The organism is Pseudonocardia sp. ICBG1034 (genome assembly GCF_020131375.1).
GTDB lineage: Bacteria > Actinomycetota > Actinomycetes > Mycobacteriales > Pseudonocardiaceae > Pseudonocardia > Pseudonocardia alni.
In genome coordinates, this window is the sequence record NZ_JAHLEK010000017.1 from 326,205 (window position 1) to 339,567 (window position 13,363).

Genomic DNA, 13,363 nt, shown 5'->3' on the forward strand with positions numbered 1-13,363 from the left:
GTAGGTTTGGGGCAGACTGGATCTCGGTCGAAGAGGTAGTCAGCGCGGACGCGCCCGATGAGGAGGACCACATGACGCAGGCCGGCACGACGCCCGCTCCGGACAGCACCGCCGTCGAGCACCGCGACGTGATCATCGTCGGAGCCGGGCTCTCCGGCATCGGCGCCGCGGCCCGGCTGCACCAGGAGCTGCCCGGCAAGGACTACGCGATCCTCGAGGGCCGCGAGAACATCGGCGGCACCTGGGACCTGTTCCGCTACCCGGGCATCCGCTCGGACTCGGACATGTTCACCCTGGCCTACCCGTTCCGGCCGTGGCGCGAGCCGAAGTCGATCGCCGACGGCGCCGACATCCGCCGCTACATCACCGAGACCGCCCGCGAGTACGGCGTGACCGAGCGGATCCGCTTCGGCACGAAGGTCGTCGGTGCGTCCTGGGACTCGGCCACCGCGCGGTGGACGGTGGACACCACCACCGCGCAGGGCCCGAAGCGCTACACCTGCTCGTTCCTGTTCATGTGCTCGGGCTACTACGACTACGACAAGGGCTTCCAGCCGGAGTTCCCGGGCCGGGAGGACTTCGCCGGCACCTGGGTGCACCCGCAGTTCTGGCCGGAGGACCTCGACTACACCGGCAAGAAGGTCGTCGTCATCGGGTCCGGCGCCACCGCCGTCACGCTGATCCCCTCGCTGGCCGCGAAGGCCGGACACGTCACGATGCTGCAGCGCTCGCCGTCGTACCTGACGGTGCTGCCCAGCAAGGACCCGGTCGCCGACCAGCTGCGCCGCTTCCTGCCCGCCCCGGTCGCGCACGCCATCCTGCGCCTGCAGTACGTGACGCTGACCCAGGCGTTCTACCAGCTCGCGCGACGCCGCCCGGAGCGTGTGAAGAAGGTGCTGCGCGGCCTCGCGCTGAAGTTCCTCAAGGACGAGTCCTACGTGGACAAGCACTTCACCCCGAGCTACGACCCGTGGGACCAGCGCCTGTGCGTCATCCCGGAGGGCGACTTCTACAAGTCGATCAACCGGGGTGAGGCCTCGGTCGTCACCGACCACATCGAGCGGATCACCGAGAAGGGCATCCGGCTCCGGTCGGGCGAGGAGCTGGAGGCCGACGTGATCGTCTCGGCGACCGGCCTGTCGCTGAGCCCGCTGGGCGGCATCACGATCCACGTCGACGGCGAGCAGGTCGACATCGGCAAGACCGTCACCTACCGCGGCCTGATGCTGTCGGGCCTGCCGAACCTGGCGTTCTGCATCGGCTACATCAACGCGTCCTGGACGCTGCGCGCCGACCTCGTCGCCCGCTACGTGCCCAGGCTGCTCGCACTGATGGACCGCGAGCGGATCGCCGTCGCCACGCCGGCGCCGACCGCGTCCCCGGACCGGCCGCTGCTCGACATCGAGTCGAACTACGTGAAGCGCTCGGAGCACCTGTTCCCGCGCCAGGGCCGCAAGGACCCGTGGCGGCTGCACCAGAACTTCTTCCTCGACGCCGTCGGGCTCGGCCGCGCCGACCTCAAGCGGGACATGATCCTCACCCCCGCCTCGGCGCTGGGGGCCCGCGACGCCCGCGTCCCCACCCCGACCGCGTCCGGAATCGCCGCGGACAGGGCCGCCACCCCGGCGACCGCTCAGCAGGAGGTGGCCTCCTGATGGCCCGCTCACCGTTCCGCTTCGCCGAGGGCACCGCCGTCGTCACCGGTGCCGCCGGTGGCATGGGCGAGCACGTGGCCCGCCTGCTCGCCGAGCGCGGCAGCGACCTCGTGCTCGTCGACCGCGACGGCGACCGGCTCGGCACCGTCGCGTCGGCGATCCGCGCGAAGCACCCCGGCCTGTCGGTGACCACCGAGACCGTCGACCTGGCCGACCGCGACGCCGTCGACGCACTGTCGAGCCGGATCCTCGCCGGTCACCCGGAGATCAGGCTGCTGGTCAACAACGCCGGCGTCGCGCTCGGCGGTGACTTCGCCCGGCTGACCCTCGACGAGTTCGACTGGGTCATGGACGTCAACTTCCGCGCCCCGGTGCGGCTGACCCACGCCCTGCTGCCCGCGCTGACCGCACGGCCCGGCGCGCACGTGGTCAACGTGTCCAGCCTGTTCGGTCTGATCGCCCCGCCCGGGCAGTCGGCGTACTCGTCGTCGAAGTTCGCGATCCGCGGCTTCTCCGAGGCGCTGCGCGCCGAGCTCGCCCAGGTCGGCACCACCGTCACCACGGTGCACCCGGGCGGCATCAGGACCGGGATCGCCGCCGGCGCCCGGGTCGGGGTCAACATCCCGGCCGAGGAGGCCGAGCGCGGCAAGAAGGACTTCGAGAAGCTGCTGACCTTCCCCGCGGAGAAGGCCGCCGAGCTGATCGTCGACGCGATCGCGAAGCGCCGCCCGCGGCTGCTCATCGGGATCAGCGCGAAGGTCCCGGACCTGCTGGCCCGGCTCGCCCCGGCGAACAGCATCCGGATCTTCGCGAAGCTGGTGGGCGCCTCCGGGAACGCGAAGGCGGCGCGCACGCGATGACCCTCCCGCAGACCCGCTTCGTCGACGTCGGCGGCACCCGGATCCGGGTCCGCGAGACCGGTGACCCCGCCGGTGAGCCGGTCCTGCTGCTGCACGGGATCGGCCGCAGCCTGGAGGACTGGGACCCGCAGCACGAGTTCCTGTCCCGGTACCGGGTGGTCGCGCTCGACCTGGCCGGGTTCGGCCACTCCGACCGGGTGCCCGGCCCGGCGACGCTGGAGAAGCTCGCCGACACCGCGCTCGCCACCCTCGACGCGCTCGGCGAGACCCGGCCGGCGCACGTCATGGGCAACTCGCTCGGCGGCGCCGTCGCGCTGCTGATCTCCACCCGGCACCCCGAGCGGGTCGTCTCCCTGGTGCTGGCCGACCCCGCCGGGTTCGGTGCCGAGGTGACCCCGGCGCTGCGGGTCATCGGGGTGCCGCTGCTGGGCCGGTTCCTGCTCGGCCACCTGGACGCCAGGGCGGCGCGACGCTCGGAGCGGTCCCTGTTCGTCGACGGCTCCCTGGTCACCGACGAGCGGGTCGCCCGCGCCGTGGAGATCGCGCGGCGGCCGGAGTTCGCCCGGACCTTCGCCGAGGTCGCGGCCGAGCTGGGCACCGTCCGCGGGGTCCGGCCGGGCTGGCGGCGCGCGCTGCTCGACGCGTTCGCCCGCGCCCCGAAGCCGACCCTGGTCGTGTGGGGTGAGCGGGACCTGATCCTGCCCGCGGCCCAGCTGCGCGCGGCGGGCCGGCTCCCACAGGTCACGACGCACGTGTTCGGCCGGGTGGGACACATGCCCCAGATCGAGGTGCCCGGCGCGTTCGCGACGCTGGCGTGCGATCACCTCGCCCGGGCGGGGCGGCGGACCAGCATCTCCAGCGACAGCCGCGCCGGCACCAGGTAGGGCAGGACCACGGCGGGCGGGCCGTGCACGGTCAGCCAGGTCCGGGTACCGGCCCCGGACGGCCGCACGCCGTGGTCCAGGCTCAGCCGCACCCGGTTCAGCGGGGAGGCACTGCCGCCGAGGGCGACGTCCCAGGCCCAGGTGCGGGCGCGCTCGTCGACCTCGGTGACCGCAAAGGACACCGTGACGCCGAGCGGGCCGCGGACCTGCCCGGTCACCCCGGGGCGTATCCGGTCCGCCGCGGTGTCGACACCGAGGATGTAGGGCGCCCACTCCGGCCAGCGGGCGGGCACGGCGTAGCGCTCCCAGACCTCGTCGGCGGGCTGCGGTCCGCGGGCGTGCAGTGTCAGGCGCATCGACGACGATCCTGACGGCTGCGCGCCCCCGCCGCGCGACGGGCCGGTTGCGGCCGTAGCGTCGGGTTCATGCGGATCGCCCCCTGGCTGGCCGCCCTGGTCACGCTCCCCCTGCTCGCCGCCTGCGGCACCGGCCCCAACCCGGTGACCAACGCGCTGTCCGGCGCCGAGGCCCCGGTCGCCGCGGCGGGCGCGGACCTGGTGCCGGTCACGGTGTCGGTGCCGCCCGGGGCCGCGACCGCCCCGTTCGACGAGCCCCGCGAGGCCCTCGTCCCGGCCGGGTGGACGGTGTCGGTCCTCGCCCGTGTCCCGAACGCCCGGCTGGCCGTCTGGACCCCGGACGGCGAGCTGCTCGTCTCGGTGCCCGACGACGGCCGGGTGCTGGCACTGTCGCGCACCGGTGAGCAGCGGCCGTTGCTCGACGGGCTCACCCAGCCGCACGGGCTCGCGTTCTCCCCGGACGGCGGCACCCTCTACGTCGCCGAGTCGAACCAGGTGTCGGCGTACGCCTGGGCCCGCGGCGCGGCGACCGGGCGGCGGGTCGTCGTCCCCGGCCTGCCCGATGCCAACTCCCCCGACCTGCGCGGCGCCTACGGCCACGAGCTGAAGTCGGTCACCGTCGGCCCGGACGGCGCGGTCTACGTCTCGGTCGGGTCGACCGGCAACATCTCGGTCGCCGACCGGGACGCCACACCCCCGCGCGCGTCGATCCTGCGGATGCCGCCCACCGGCGGGCCCGCCGCGCCGTTCGCGACCGGTGTCCGCAACGGCACCGGGCTGGCCACCGCGCCCGACGGCTCGGTCTGGACCGCGGTCAACGGCCGCGACAACGTGCCCTACCCCTACGACCGGCCCTACGGCGACGCCGGCGCCTCGTCGTTCGGGAAGGTCGTCGACGCCTACGTCACCGACCATCCGGCCGAGCCGCTGGCCCGGCTCACCCCGGGCCGCGAGCTGGGCTGGCCGTTCTGCAACCCGGACCCGGACACCGACCCGGGCGTCGCCGGCTCCGCGCAGGACTTCACCGACGTCGGTCTGGTCGCCGACGCCGAGCTGAACCCCGGCGGGCGCGCGATGGACTGTGCGGCGCTGGCCCCCGTGGAGCAGTCCTTCCCGGCGCACTCGGCACCGCTGGGGCTGTCGTTCACCGACGGGGTGCTGCCCGCGCCGTACGCGGCCGGGGCCCTGGCCGGGGTGCACGGCTCCTGGAACGCCGACCCGCCGAGGGCCCCCGAGGTGTCGTTCTTCCCCTGGCGGGACGGGCGCCTCGGCGCGCAGCAGACGCTGGTCGGCGGGTTCCAGGACCCGTCCGGAGCGCGCTGGGGCAGGCCGGTCGCGGCCGTCGCCGGGCCGGACGGCGCGGTCTACGTGACCGACGACGACGCCGGTGCGGTCTACCGGGTGGCCCCGCCCGGACGGTGAGCACCCGCCCGTGACCGGGACCGCAGTCGGCCCGGCCGCCCGCGGCGCCGGGGTAGGTTCACCCCGGTCACCCGAGGGCGGACGACCGGGGAGGGTACGGGCCGATGCGGATCGTGGACTGGGCCGGCGACGACGAGGGCGGCCCGGCGGTGGTCCTGCTCGACCAGCGCGCACTACCCGGCGCGACCGAGCACCTGTACCTGCGCACCGTCGACGAGCTGATCGAGGCGATCCGGTCGCTGGCCGTGCGCGGTGCCCCGAGCCTGGGCATCACCGGCGCCTTCGGGGTCGCGCTGGCCGCGCACCTGCACGGCACGGCGACGCCGGTCGCCGTCGCCGCGGTGCGGGCCGCGGCCGGGCGGATCGCCGTCGCCCGGCCCACCGCCGTCCCGCTGGGGCTGGGGGTGGCCCGGGCCCTGGAGGCGCTCGACGACGGCCCGGCCGCGGTGCTCGCGCAGGCCCGCGCCGTCGCCGCGGAGGCCGCGCGGGTCAACGCCGCGGCGACCGCCCGGGCCGCGGACCTGGCCCAGGAGCTGTGCCCGGACCGCCCGCTGCGGGCGCTGACGGTGTGCAACACGGGCCCGCTGGCCACCGGCGACGGCGGCACCGCGCTGGGGGCGGTCCTGCGGCTGCACGAGCGCGGCGCACTGGCCGAGGTGCTGGCGTGCGAGACGCGCCCGCTGCTGCAGGGCGCGCGGCTGACCGTCTGGGAGCTCGCCGCGGCCGGGGCGCCGCACCGGCTGTGCGTCGACTCGGCCGGACCCGCGGCGATCGCGTCCGGGCTGGTCGACGCGGTGTTCGTCGGTGCCGACCGGATCGCGGCCAACGGCGACGTCGCGAACAAGATCGGGACCTACATGCTGGCCTGCGCCGCGGCCCGGTCCGGGATCCCGTTCGTGGTGGTCGCGCCGGAGGAGACGATCGACCCGCACACCCCGACCGGGGCCGACATCGTCGTCGAGCAGCGGGGGGCCGAGGAGGTCCGTGAGCACGGCGGCACCCTGCTCACCCTGCCCGCGACCCCGGTCTACAACCCGGCGTTCGACGTGACGCCGTTCGACCTGGTGACCGCGATCGTCACCGAGGAGCGGGCGTGGGGACCGGGCTCGTCGCCCGCACCTTCGACCGCTGGGCCGCGAACCGTCCTCGCACCGCGCTGATCTCGGCGTCGGGCAGCAGCCGCGGCTCGCCGACGGCGCGGGCGCGCAGCCAGACGTCGCAGAGCCACTCCAGCTGGCGCGCGCCGTCGTAGGCGGCGCCGAGGGTGTCGCCGAGCACGAGCGTGCCGTGGTGGCCGAGGACGACGGCGGTGGACTCCCCCAGCGCCGCGAGCGCGTTCACGACCAGCTCACGGCTGCCGAACGGCGCGTACTCCGACACCCGCACGCCGTCGCCGAACATCGCGAGCTGGTAGTGCACGGCCGGGACGCGGTCGGACAGCGTCGACAGCGCGACCGCCGCCGGGGAGTGCGTGTGGACCACCGCGACGGTGCCGGGCCGGGCCTGCGCGGCCACGTGCAGCCCGAGTTCGCTGGTCGGCTCCCGGGTGCCGTCGACGACCGTGCCCTCCGCATCGACGAGCACGACGTCCGCGGCGGTCATCGTCTCGTAGTCCACACCGGACGGGGTGACCGCGATCAGGTCCCCGGTGCGCAGCGACAGGTTCCCCGAGGTGCCGACGACGAGTCCGTCGCGGACCATCCGGCGGGACCAGGTGCAGAGCAGCTCGCGGGCGGGGGTGTGGTCGTGGGGCACCCGGGCAGGATCCCACGCACACCCGACCGGGGGTCACACCTCCGGGTCGACCCGTGCCCGTCGGGGCGCGCCGGGTGCCGCCGGGACCGCAGGATCGTGCCACCGCGGACGCCGGGCTCGGCCGGGACGTCACGCGGAGGGCGGTAGGACCCCGACCGCGCCGGCCCCCGGCGCAGGAAGCGAGCACATCGTGAGGACCGCCCTGCGTGCCACCACCACCGCGGCGGGCGCCGTCGCCGCCGCACTCGCCCTGGCCGCCGTCACCGCCGGGACGGCGTCGGCGCAGCCCGCGCCGCCCGCCGAGCCGCCGCTGAGCCCCGCCGACCAGGCCGCCCAGTTCGCCTGCCTGCAGAAGTACCTGGACTTCGGGGCGCTGCCGGGGCAGTCGCTGGAGGACCCGGTGGCGTTCTCGCTGCTGGTCGCGAAGGCCGCCCAGGAGTGCGACGCGGTCCGGGCACCGGCCGCTCCCGCCGCCCCGGTCCCGGGGGCCTGACCGCGGGTCAGAGCAGGTCGCTGCGGCTGAGCACCCCGACCAGCACGTCCTCGGCGTCGACGACCGGGACGACCCGGAACCCGCGCCGGGACAGCAGGTCCTCGGCGTCGGTGAGCGGGTCGCCCGGGTGCACGACCTCGACGTCGCGGGTCATCACCTCCGAGACGGTGCGGGCCCGCAGCCGCCGCCCGCCGTCCAGGGAGCCGTGCATGAGGTCGGCCTCGGAGACGATGCCCAGCAGGTGGTCCCGGTCGTCGACGACCGGGACCGCGGTGAACCGGTAGGACAGCAGGACCTCGGCGGTCTCGTCGAGGGCCAGCTCCGGCGGGATCGCGACCAGCCCGCCGTCGGTCATCACGTCCGCGACCCGCAGCGACGACGTCGGCCGGCCGCCGATCCGGCCCGCACCGCGCGGCGCCATCGCCTCCGGCAGCGGCGCCACCGGCACGACACCGCCGATCCGGCGGGCGGTGCGGCGCAGCCGCCCACCGGAGTGCCGGTGCCGCAGCAGGTCGCTGCGGGTGATCACACCGACCAGGATGCCCTTGTCGACGACGGGCACCAGCCGCAGCTCGCCGTAGACCCGCATGCGGTGCGCGACGATCGAGACGTTCGTCGTCGGGAGCACCGACACGACCTGCTCGGTCATCGCGTCGCCGACGACGGCGTGCGGGTCGTCGCGGTGGCGCAGCACGTCGACCAGCGAGATCACCCCGACCAGGGAGAACCGCCGGTCGACCACGGGCAGGGCGGAGAACCGGGACTCCGCCATCCGCTCCTGCGCCCGGGCCAGCGGTGCGTCCGCCCAGATCGTGACGACGCGTTCGGTCATGACATCGCGGGCACGCACCACCATGGACGCACCGTAACCACGGCGACGGTGCGTCCGCCATCGCTCACCGTTCGAGGTGGCCGAACCGGTGCCGGGTGCGGCTGACCGCCTGCTCCCGCAGCACGGACGGCATCTCCCGGCGTCCGTCCAGCACCACCGGGGTGTCCACGACCGACGCGCCCACCTGGGCGGCGGCCGCCCGCAGACCGTCGGGCACGGTGCCCAGGGCCCGGATCCGCTCGCCCGCCACGGGGACGAGCCCGTCGCCGCCGTGCACCCCGCCCGGGACCTCGCCCGGCGGGACCCCCGGCCCGTGCAGTCGGACCGGGACCCCCGCGGTGGCCGCGGCGAGCAGCACCCGCAGGACGTCGGCGCGGGCGGCACCGGTGCCGCACCACAGCGTCGCCGACGGGGCGGGCCGGTAGCGGAACACGTTGGACTCCGCGGCCAGCCCGGTCGGGTCGTGCTCGATCCCGAACTCGGTGCCCCACGCGCGGGCGTCGGAGGCGGCGGCGCGGGCGAGGCGGTCACGGGCGGCCGGGTCGAGGTCGGCCGCCGCGGCCAGGACGCGGTCCGCGGCCGGGCCGGACGTCGGTCCCGGCCCGGGGAGGTCGCCGTCGTGCCAGGTACCGAACTGGGCGACGTAGTTGGGTCCGCCGGGCTTGGCGCCCGGGCCGAGCACCGAGCCCTTCCAGCCGCCGAAGGACTGGCGCTGCACGATCGCGCCGGTGATGTGCCGGTTGACGTAGGCGTTGCCGACCTCGACGCGGTCGAGCCAGTGCGCGATCTCGTCGGAGTCCAGGGAGTGGATGCCGCCGGTGAGGCCGAAGCCGGTGTCGTTCTGCCAGGCGATCGCCTCGTCCAGGTCGCGGGCTGCCATCAGGCCGAGCACCGGGCCGAAGCACTCGGTGCGGTGGAACCAGCTGCCCGGCGACACCCAGGCCCGCACGCCCGGTGTCCACACCGTCTCCGAGACCCGGCGCGGGCGCACCAGCCACCGCTCCCCCGGCTCCAGCGTGGTGAGCGCCCGGTGCAGCTTCGCCGAGGGCGCCTCGATGAGCGGGCCCATGGTCGTCGCGAGGTCGGTTCCCGGGCCGACGCGCAGGGTGGTGACAGCGTCGACGAGCTGGCGGCGCAGCCGCCTCCCGGTGGCCGAGCCGGTCGCGGCGGGGCCGACGAGGATGGCCAGCGACGCCGCGGAGCACTTCTGCCCGGCGTGCCCGAACGCCGAGCGCACGAGGTCGGCGACGGCGAGGTCCGGGTCGGCGGCGGGGGTGATGACCAGTGCGTTCTTGCCGCTGGTCTCGGCGACGAGGTTCAGGTCGGGCCGCCAGGACCGGAACAGCGCGGCGGTCTCCGACGAGCCGGTGAGCACGACGCGGTCGATCCCGGGGTGGGTGACGAGCCGGCGTCCGGCGTCGGCCTCGTCGGTGGGCAGCAGCTGCAGTGCCTCGCGCGGGATCCCGCCGCGGTGCAGCGCGGCCACGCCGGCCTCGGCGCACTCGCGGACCTGCGGGGCGGGCTTGAGCAGCACCGGGGCGCCCGCGGCGAGCGCGGCGAGGCAGCCGCCGAGCGGGATCGCGACCGGGAAGTTCCAGGGCGGGGTCACGACCACGACCCGGTCCGGGGTGAACGGGGCGCCGTCGAGCTCGGCGGCGCGCTCGGCGTAGTAGGCGGCGAAGTCGACGGCCTCGGAGATCTCGGGGTCGGCCTCGGCGACGGTCTTGCCCGCCTCGTGCAGCATCACCGACAGGAGCGTCCCGCGGGCGGCGGCCAGCGCGCGGGCGGCGCGGCGCAGCGTCGCGGCCCGCTCCGCGGCGGGGACGTCGCTCCAGCCGCAGGTGCGGGCGCGCTCGACCGCGGCGTCGACCGCGGCCGGGTCGGTGACGACGGGGACCTCGGTCCGCGCGACGGCGGTCGTCGCGGCGCGACGGGCCCACTCCCGGTTCGCGGGCAGTGACGGGTCGGTGTCGGGCTCGGCGCGGAACCCGGCGGGCACCGGGTCCCCGGGCAGCGGGCCGTCGGTCCCGACGGGTGCGGACACGGTGCGGTCCTGGGTGCGGCGCGGGGTGTCGGCGACGGCGTCGCGGTCGCGCACCGAGGCGAGGAACCGCTCCTGGTAGGTCGCCGGACCGCCCGAGCCGGGGGCGAACAGCGTGTACAGGTAGCCCTCCGGCGACGCGTTCTCCTCCAGCCGCCGGACCAGGTACGACACGGCGGTGTCGAAGTCGCCGCGGTGCACGACGGGGGTGTAGAGCACCAGCTGCGAACCCGGCCCGGACTCCGGCAGGTCGCCCGCGACGGCGTCGGCGAACGCGGGGGCCATGCCCTGCAGCATCTCCAGGTCCAGCTGGGCCCGGGCACCGCGGGCGTCGGCCAGCTCCAGGGCGAGCGCGACGTGGTGCAGGTGGTGCGACGCGACGCCCAGGCGCATCCCGTCGGCGTGCGGGCCGCCGATGCCGCGGTCGAGGAGCCGTACGTAGTTGGCGTCGACCTCGGCCTTGGTGGCGTAGGGCGCCTGCGGCCAGTCGTGCAGCTCGGCGTCGACCCGCTCCATCGCCAGGTTCGCGCCCTTGACCAGGCGGACCTTGATCGGCGCCCCGCCGGCGGCGGCACGGCGGACGGCGAACTCCCCGAGCTCGTCGAGCGCGGCGACGGAGTCGGGCAGGTAGGCCTGCAGGACGATCCCGGCGGGCAGGTCGTGGAACTCCGGGCGCGCCAGCAGCGTGGTGAACAACGCGACGGTGAGGTGGAGGTCCTTGTACTCCTCCATGTCGAGGTTCACGAACACGCCGTGCTCGCGGGCGGCCCGGTAGAGCGGCAGCAGCCGGTCCACGAGCAGGTCGCGGCTGCCCTCGAGGTCCCACGGCACGAGCTGGGCGACGACCGAGGACGCCTTCACCGACACGTGGTCGACGCCCGGCCGGCGCAGCAGCGCGATCGTGCGGGCGAGGCGCCGGTCCGCCTCGTCGTGGCCGAGGACCGCCTCGCCGAGCAGGTTGAGGTTCAGCCGGTGCCCGTCGCGCCGGGCCGCGGCGAGGCGGCGGTCCAGGCCGCGTCCGCCTGCGTCGACGATCAGGTGCCCGACCAGGCTGCGCAGCCGCGACCGCGCCGCGGGCACGACGACGTGCGGCAGCGCCGTCGCCAGCCGGCCGCCGGCCCGCAGCAGCAACCGGTCGGTGCCGGTGACGAACGCGGGCAGTGCGGCGCCCGCCCCGGCGAGCCGGGCCAGCTCACGGGCCGCGACCCGGTCGTCGGCGGGGCGGGCGACGCGGTCGACGAAGCGCAGCGTGAAGTCGACCCCGGCGGGGTCGTGCATCAGCGCGGCCAGCCGCTGCGTCGGGTCCGCTCCGCGGCCGGAGCCCGACGACGGTGCGGTACCGGTGCGCTCGGTCCAGCGGCGGACGCGCCCGACGGCGCGCCCGGTCAGCGCGTCGTCGAGGGCGGGGACGGGGTGGGTGGGGTGCACGCTCACCCGGCCAGTCTGGACCCACTGTCAGGACCGTGTCACGTCGACGGTGCTGACAATCCGGTGACGACCGCGGTCAGGACTCCGTGAGGTCGGTGCCGGGCAGGGGCCCGAGCAGGGCGAACGCGTCCAGATAGGGCTCGACGTCGCCGCGCTCGGTCCAGGCCCGCAGCTGCGCCGCCGACCGGCGGGTGACCAGGGCACGGGCCAGCTCGAAGTCCGGGGCCCGCACGACGACCGCGGCCCCCGCCTCGTCGCCCGCGGACACCCAGCGGCGGCCGTCACCGACCAGGGCGATCGGCGCCCGGTCCCCGACCGCGGCGGCGAACCGGCCCAGGAACGTGTCCATGACCGCGTAGAGGCCGGGGGTGTGCTGCCCGCCGGGCTCGCGCAGGGCACCGCGCAGGTCCTGCTCGTGGATGATCACGTCGCCGAGCGGGCGGGTGTTGTGGGCCGCCATCCAGTCGCGCAGCGGGCCGGTCAGCGACTCCCACTCCGCGACGAGTGCCGCCACGTCGTGGTCCCGCCGCGCCCGCACCTGCCGGTCCGTCCACTCCTCGTTGTGGTCGTCGGGCTCGTCGCCACGCACCACGTCCGCGCCCAGGCCGACCATGTGCGAGAACAGGTCGCGCACGGTCCAGTCCGGGCAGGACGGGACCGTCAGCTCCGCGCGCTCGGGCGGCAGGTCCCGCACCAGGTCGATGACCCGGCGTTGCGCCCGGGTCCACTCCTCGATCTCGTCGATACCGCTCACGGGCACCGATCCCACCACGACCGGGGCCCCTGTGCCGTCCCATGGGTGTTTTGCCTGGACCGAGCCCGGGCACCTGGGGATCATCGAACCGGACACGACGGCGACGACGGTCACGGCGACTCCGCCGGACGGCACCGCCGGCACCGGGAACCACCCGGTGCGTCGGTGAGGAGAGGACGAGCGTGAGCAGCCCACCCCCGTACCCGGGTCGCCCCGGGGACCCGCAGGACCCGCACAACCTGGACCAGCCGACGCAGCAGAACCAGCCCTACGGCGGCCAGCAGTACGGCGAGCAGCCCGGTCAGCAGTACGGCCGGCAGCCCGACGGGCAGCAGCCGCAGTACGGGGAGCAGCCCCCCGGCCAGCAGTACGGACAGCAGCCCTACGGACAGCAGCAGTACGGCGCGCAGGGCCACGACCCGGCCGCCTACCCGGACCGGCCGCCCGCCGGGGCGCCGGGGTGGCCGCAGGGCGGGGCGCCCACGACCCCGCCGCGCAACGGCATCGGGATCGCCGCGCTGGTGCTCGGCATCCTCGCCGTGCTGCTCGGGTTCTTCCTGGTCGGCGCCCTGTTCGGTGTCGTCGCGGTCGCGCTCGGCATCGTCGGGATCAGCCGGGCGTCCAAGGGCGCCGCGACCAACCGCGGGGTCGCGATCACCGGGCTCGTGCTCGGCCTGGTCGGCATCGTCATCGCGATCGCCGTCGTCGCCTTCGGTCTCAGCGTGTTCAACCAGGTCGGCGGGGACGAGTACGTCAGCTGCGTGCAGCAGGCGGGCACCGACCAGTCCGCGATCGCGCAGTGCCAGCAGGACTTCGAGGACCGCCTCCAGGGGCAGCTGGACCAGGACGGCAGCTGAGCCCGCGCCCGCGGGCCCCGTGGCCG

General features: G+C 75.7%; 12 protein-coding genes. 7 read left to right on the forward strand and 5 right to left on the reverse strand.

Annotated elements, in window-relative coordinates; all coding sequences use genetic code 11:
* The first annotated feature begins 71 nt into the window (after positions 1-71).
* From KPF22_RS16415 to KPF22_RS16425, 3 genes are read left to right on the forward strand one after another with little or no spacing between them, the layout of a single operon-like run.
* Positions 72-1,655 (forward strand): NAD(P)/FAD-dependent oxidoreductase, encoded by a 1,584-nt coding sequence (locus KPF22_RS16415; protein WP_224402585.1) that lies wholly within the window; start codon positions 72-74, stop codon positions 1,653-1,655.
* The gene (locus KPF22_RS16420) at positions 1,655-2,515 is read left to right on the forward strand and encodes an SDR family oxidoreductase (protein WP_224402586.1); all 861 of its coding nucleotides are present in this window, start codon (positions 1,655-1,657) and stop codon (positions 2,513-2,515) included. Before KPF22_RS16415 ends, KPF22_RS16420 begins: the two co-directional genes overlap by 1 nt.
* Positions 2,512-3,399, forward strand: coding sequence for an alpha/beta fold hydrolase (locus tag KPF22_RS16425; protein ID WP_208825609.1), 888 nt, complete (start codon positions 2,512-2,514; stop codon positions 3,397-3,399). Before KPF22_RS16420 ends, KPF22_RS16425 begins: the two co-directional genes overlap by 4 nt.
* Here the strand turns inward: KPF22_RS16425 and KPF22_RS16430 are convergent.
* Entirely contained in the window at positions 3,336-3,755 is a 420-nt protein-coding gene (locus tag KPF22_RS16430) for an SRPBCC family protein (protein WP_224402587.1), read from the reverse strand. The genes KPF22_RS16425 and KPF22_RS16430 overlap by 64 nt on opposite strands.
* A gap of 69 nt (positions 3,756-3,824) precedes the next feature.
* Between KPF22_RS16430 and KPF22_RS16435 the strand changes: the two genes are divergently transcribed.
* Together KPF22_RS16435 and mtnA are read left to right on the forward strand one after the other, a co-directional pair.
* A complete protein-coding gene (locus KPF22_RS16435; RefSeq protein WP_073575002.1) occupies positions 3,825-5,177 on the forward strand; it encodes a sorbosone dehydrogenase family protein in 1,353 nt (450 codons plus the stop codon).
* Positions 5,178-5,281: 104 nt separating this feature from the next.
* Positions 5,282-6,337 (forward strand): S-methyl-5-thioribose-1-phosphate isomerase, encoded by a 1,056-nt coding sequence (gene mtnA, locus KPF22_RS16440; protein WP_224402588.1) that lies wholly within the window; start codon positions 5,282-5,284, stop codon positions 6,335-6,337.
* On the opposite strand, the gene KPF22_RS16445 is transcribed toward mtnA, so the two are convergent.
* Entirely contained in the window at positions 6,255-6,932 is a 678-nt protein-coding gene (locus KPF22_RS16445) for a class II aldolase/adducin family protein (RefSeq protein ID WP_224402589.1), read from the reverse strand. The genes mtnA and KPF22_RS16445 overlap by 83 nt on opposite strands.
* Before the next feature lie 190 nt (positions 6,933-7,122).
* On the opposite strand from KPF22_RS16445, the gene KPF22_RS16450 reads away from it, so the two are divergent.
* On the forward strand, positions 7,123-7,425 hold the full coding sequence (locus KPF22_RS16450) for a hypothetical protein (RefSeq protein ID WP_224402590.1): 303 nt from the start codon (positions 7,123-7,125) through the stop codon (positions 7,423-7,425).
* Positions 7,426-7,432: 7 nt separating this feature from the next.
* Here the strand turns inward: KPF22_RS16450 and KPF22_RS16455 are convergent, their stop codons facing one another.
* The 3 genes from KPF22_RS16455 to KPF22_RS16465 all read right to left on the reverse strand — a co-directional run bounded on the left by KPF22_RS16455 (position 7,433) and on the right by KPF22_RS16465 (position 12,480).
* Positions 7,433-8,281, reverse strand: a complete 849-nt coding sequence (locus KPF22_RS16455) for an HPP family protein (RefSeq protein WP_224402591.1) — start codon at positions 8,279-8,281, stop codon at positions 7,433-7,435.
* 40 nt (positions 8,282-8,321) lie between these two features.
* Positions 8,322-11,732, reverse strand: a complete 3,411-nt coding sequence (locus KPF22_RS16460) for a bifunctional proline dehydrogenase/L-glutamate gamma-semialdehyde dehydrogenase (RefSeq protein WP_224402592.1) — start codon at positions 11,730-11,732, stop codon at positions 8,322-8,324.
* Positions 11,733-11,802: 70 nt separating this feature from the next.
* Entirely contained in the window at positions 11,803-12,480 is a 678-nt protein-coding gene (locus tag KPF22_RS16465) for a maleylpyruvate isomerase family mycothiol-dependent enzyme (protein WP_224402593.1), read from the reverse strand.
* Between the two features lie 182 nt (positions 12,481-12,662).
* Here KPF22_RS16465 and KPF22_RS32715 point away from each other — a divergent pair, with 182 nt between their 5' ends.
* A complete protein-coding gene (locus tag KPF22_RS32715) occupies positions 12,663-13,337 on the forward strand; it encodes a hypothetical protein (RefSeq protein ID WP_308010413.1) in 675 nt (224 codons plus the stop codon).
* Positions 13,338-13,363 lie beyond the last annotated feature (26 nt).

Coding starts and splice junctions, on each gene's coding strand:
- KPF22_RS16415 (WP_224402585.1), top strand. CDS start 72: ATGACGCAGGCCGGCACGACGCCCGCTCCGGACAGCACCGCCGTCGAG.
- KPF22_RS16420 (WP_224402586.1), top strand. CDS start 1,655: ATGGCCCGCTCACCGTTCCGCTTCGCCGAGGGCACCGCCGTCGTCACC.
- KPF22_RS16425 (WP_208825609.1), top strand. CDS start 2,512: ATGACCCTCCCGCAGACCCGCTTCGTCGACGTCGGCGGCACCCGGATC.
- KPF22_RS16430 (WP_224402587.1), bottom strand. CDS start 3,755: ATGCGCCTGACACTGCACGCCCGCGGACCGCAGCCCGCCGACGAGGTC.
- KPF22_RS16435 (WP_073575002.1), top strand. CDS start 3,825: ATGCGGATCGCCCCCTGGCTGGCCGCCCTGGTCACGCTCCCCCTGCTC.
- mtnA (WP_224402588.1), top strand. CDS start 5,282: ATGCGGATCGTGGACTGGGCCGGCGACGACGAGGGCGGCCCGGCGGTG.
- KPF22_RS16455 (WP_224402591.1), bottom strand. CDS start 8,281: ATGGTGGTGCGTGCCCGCGATGTCATGACCGAACGCGTCGTCACGATC.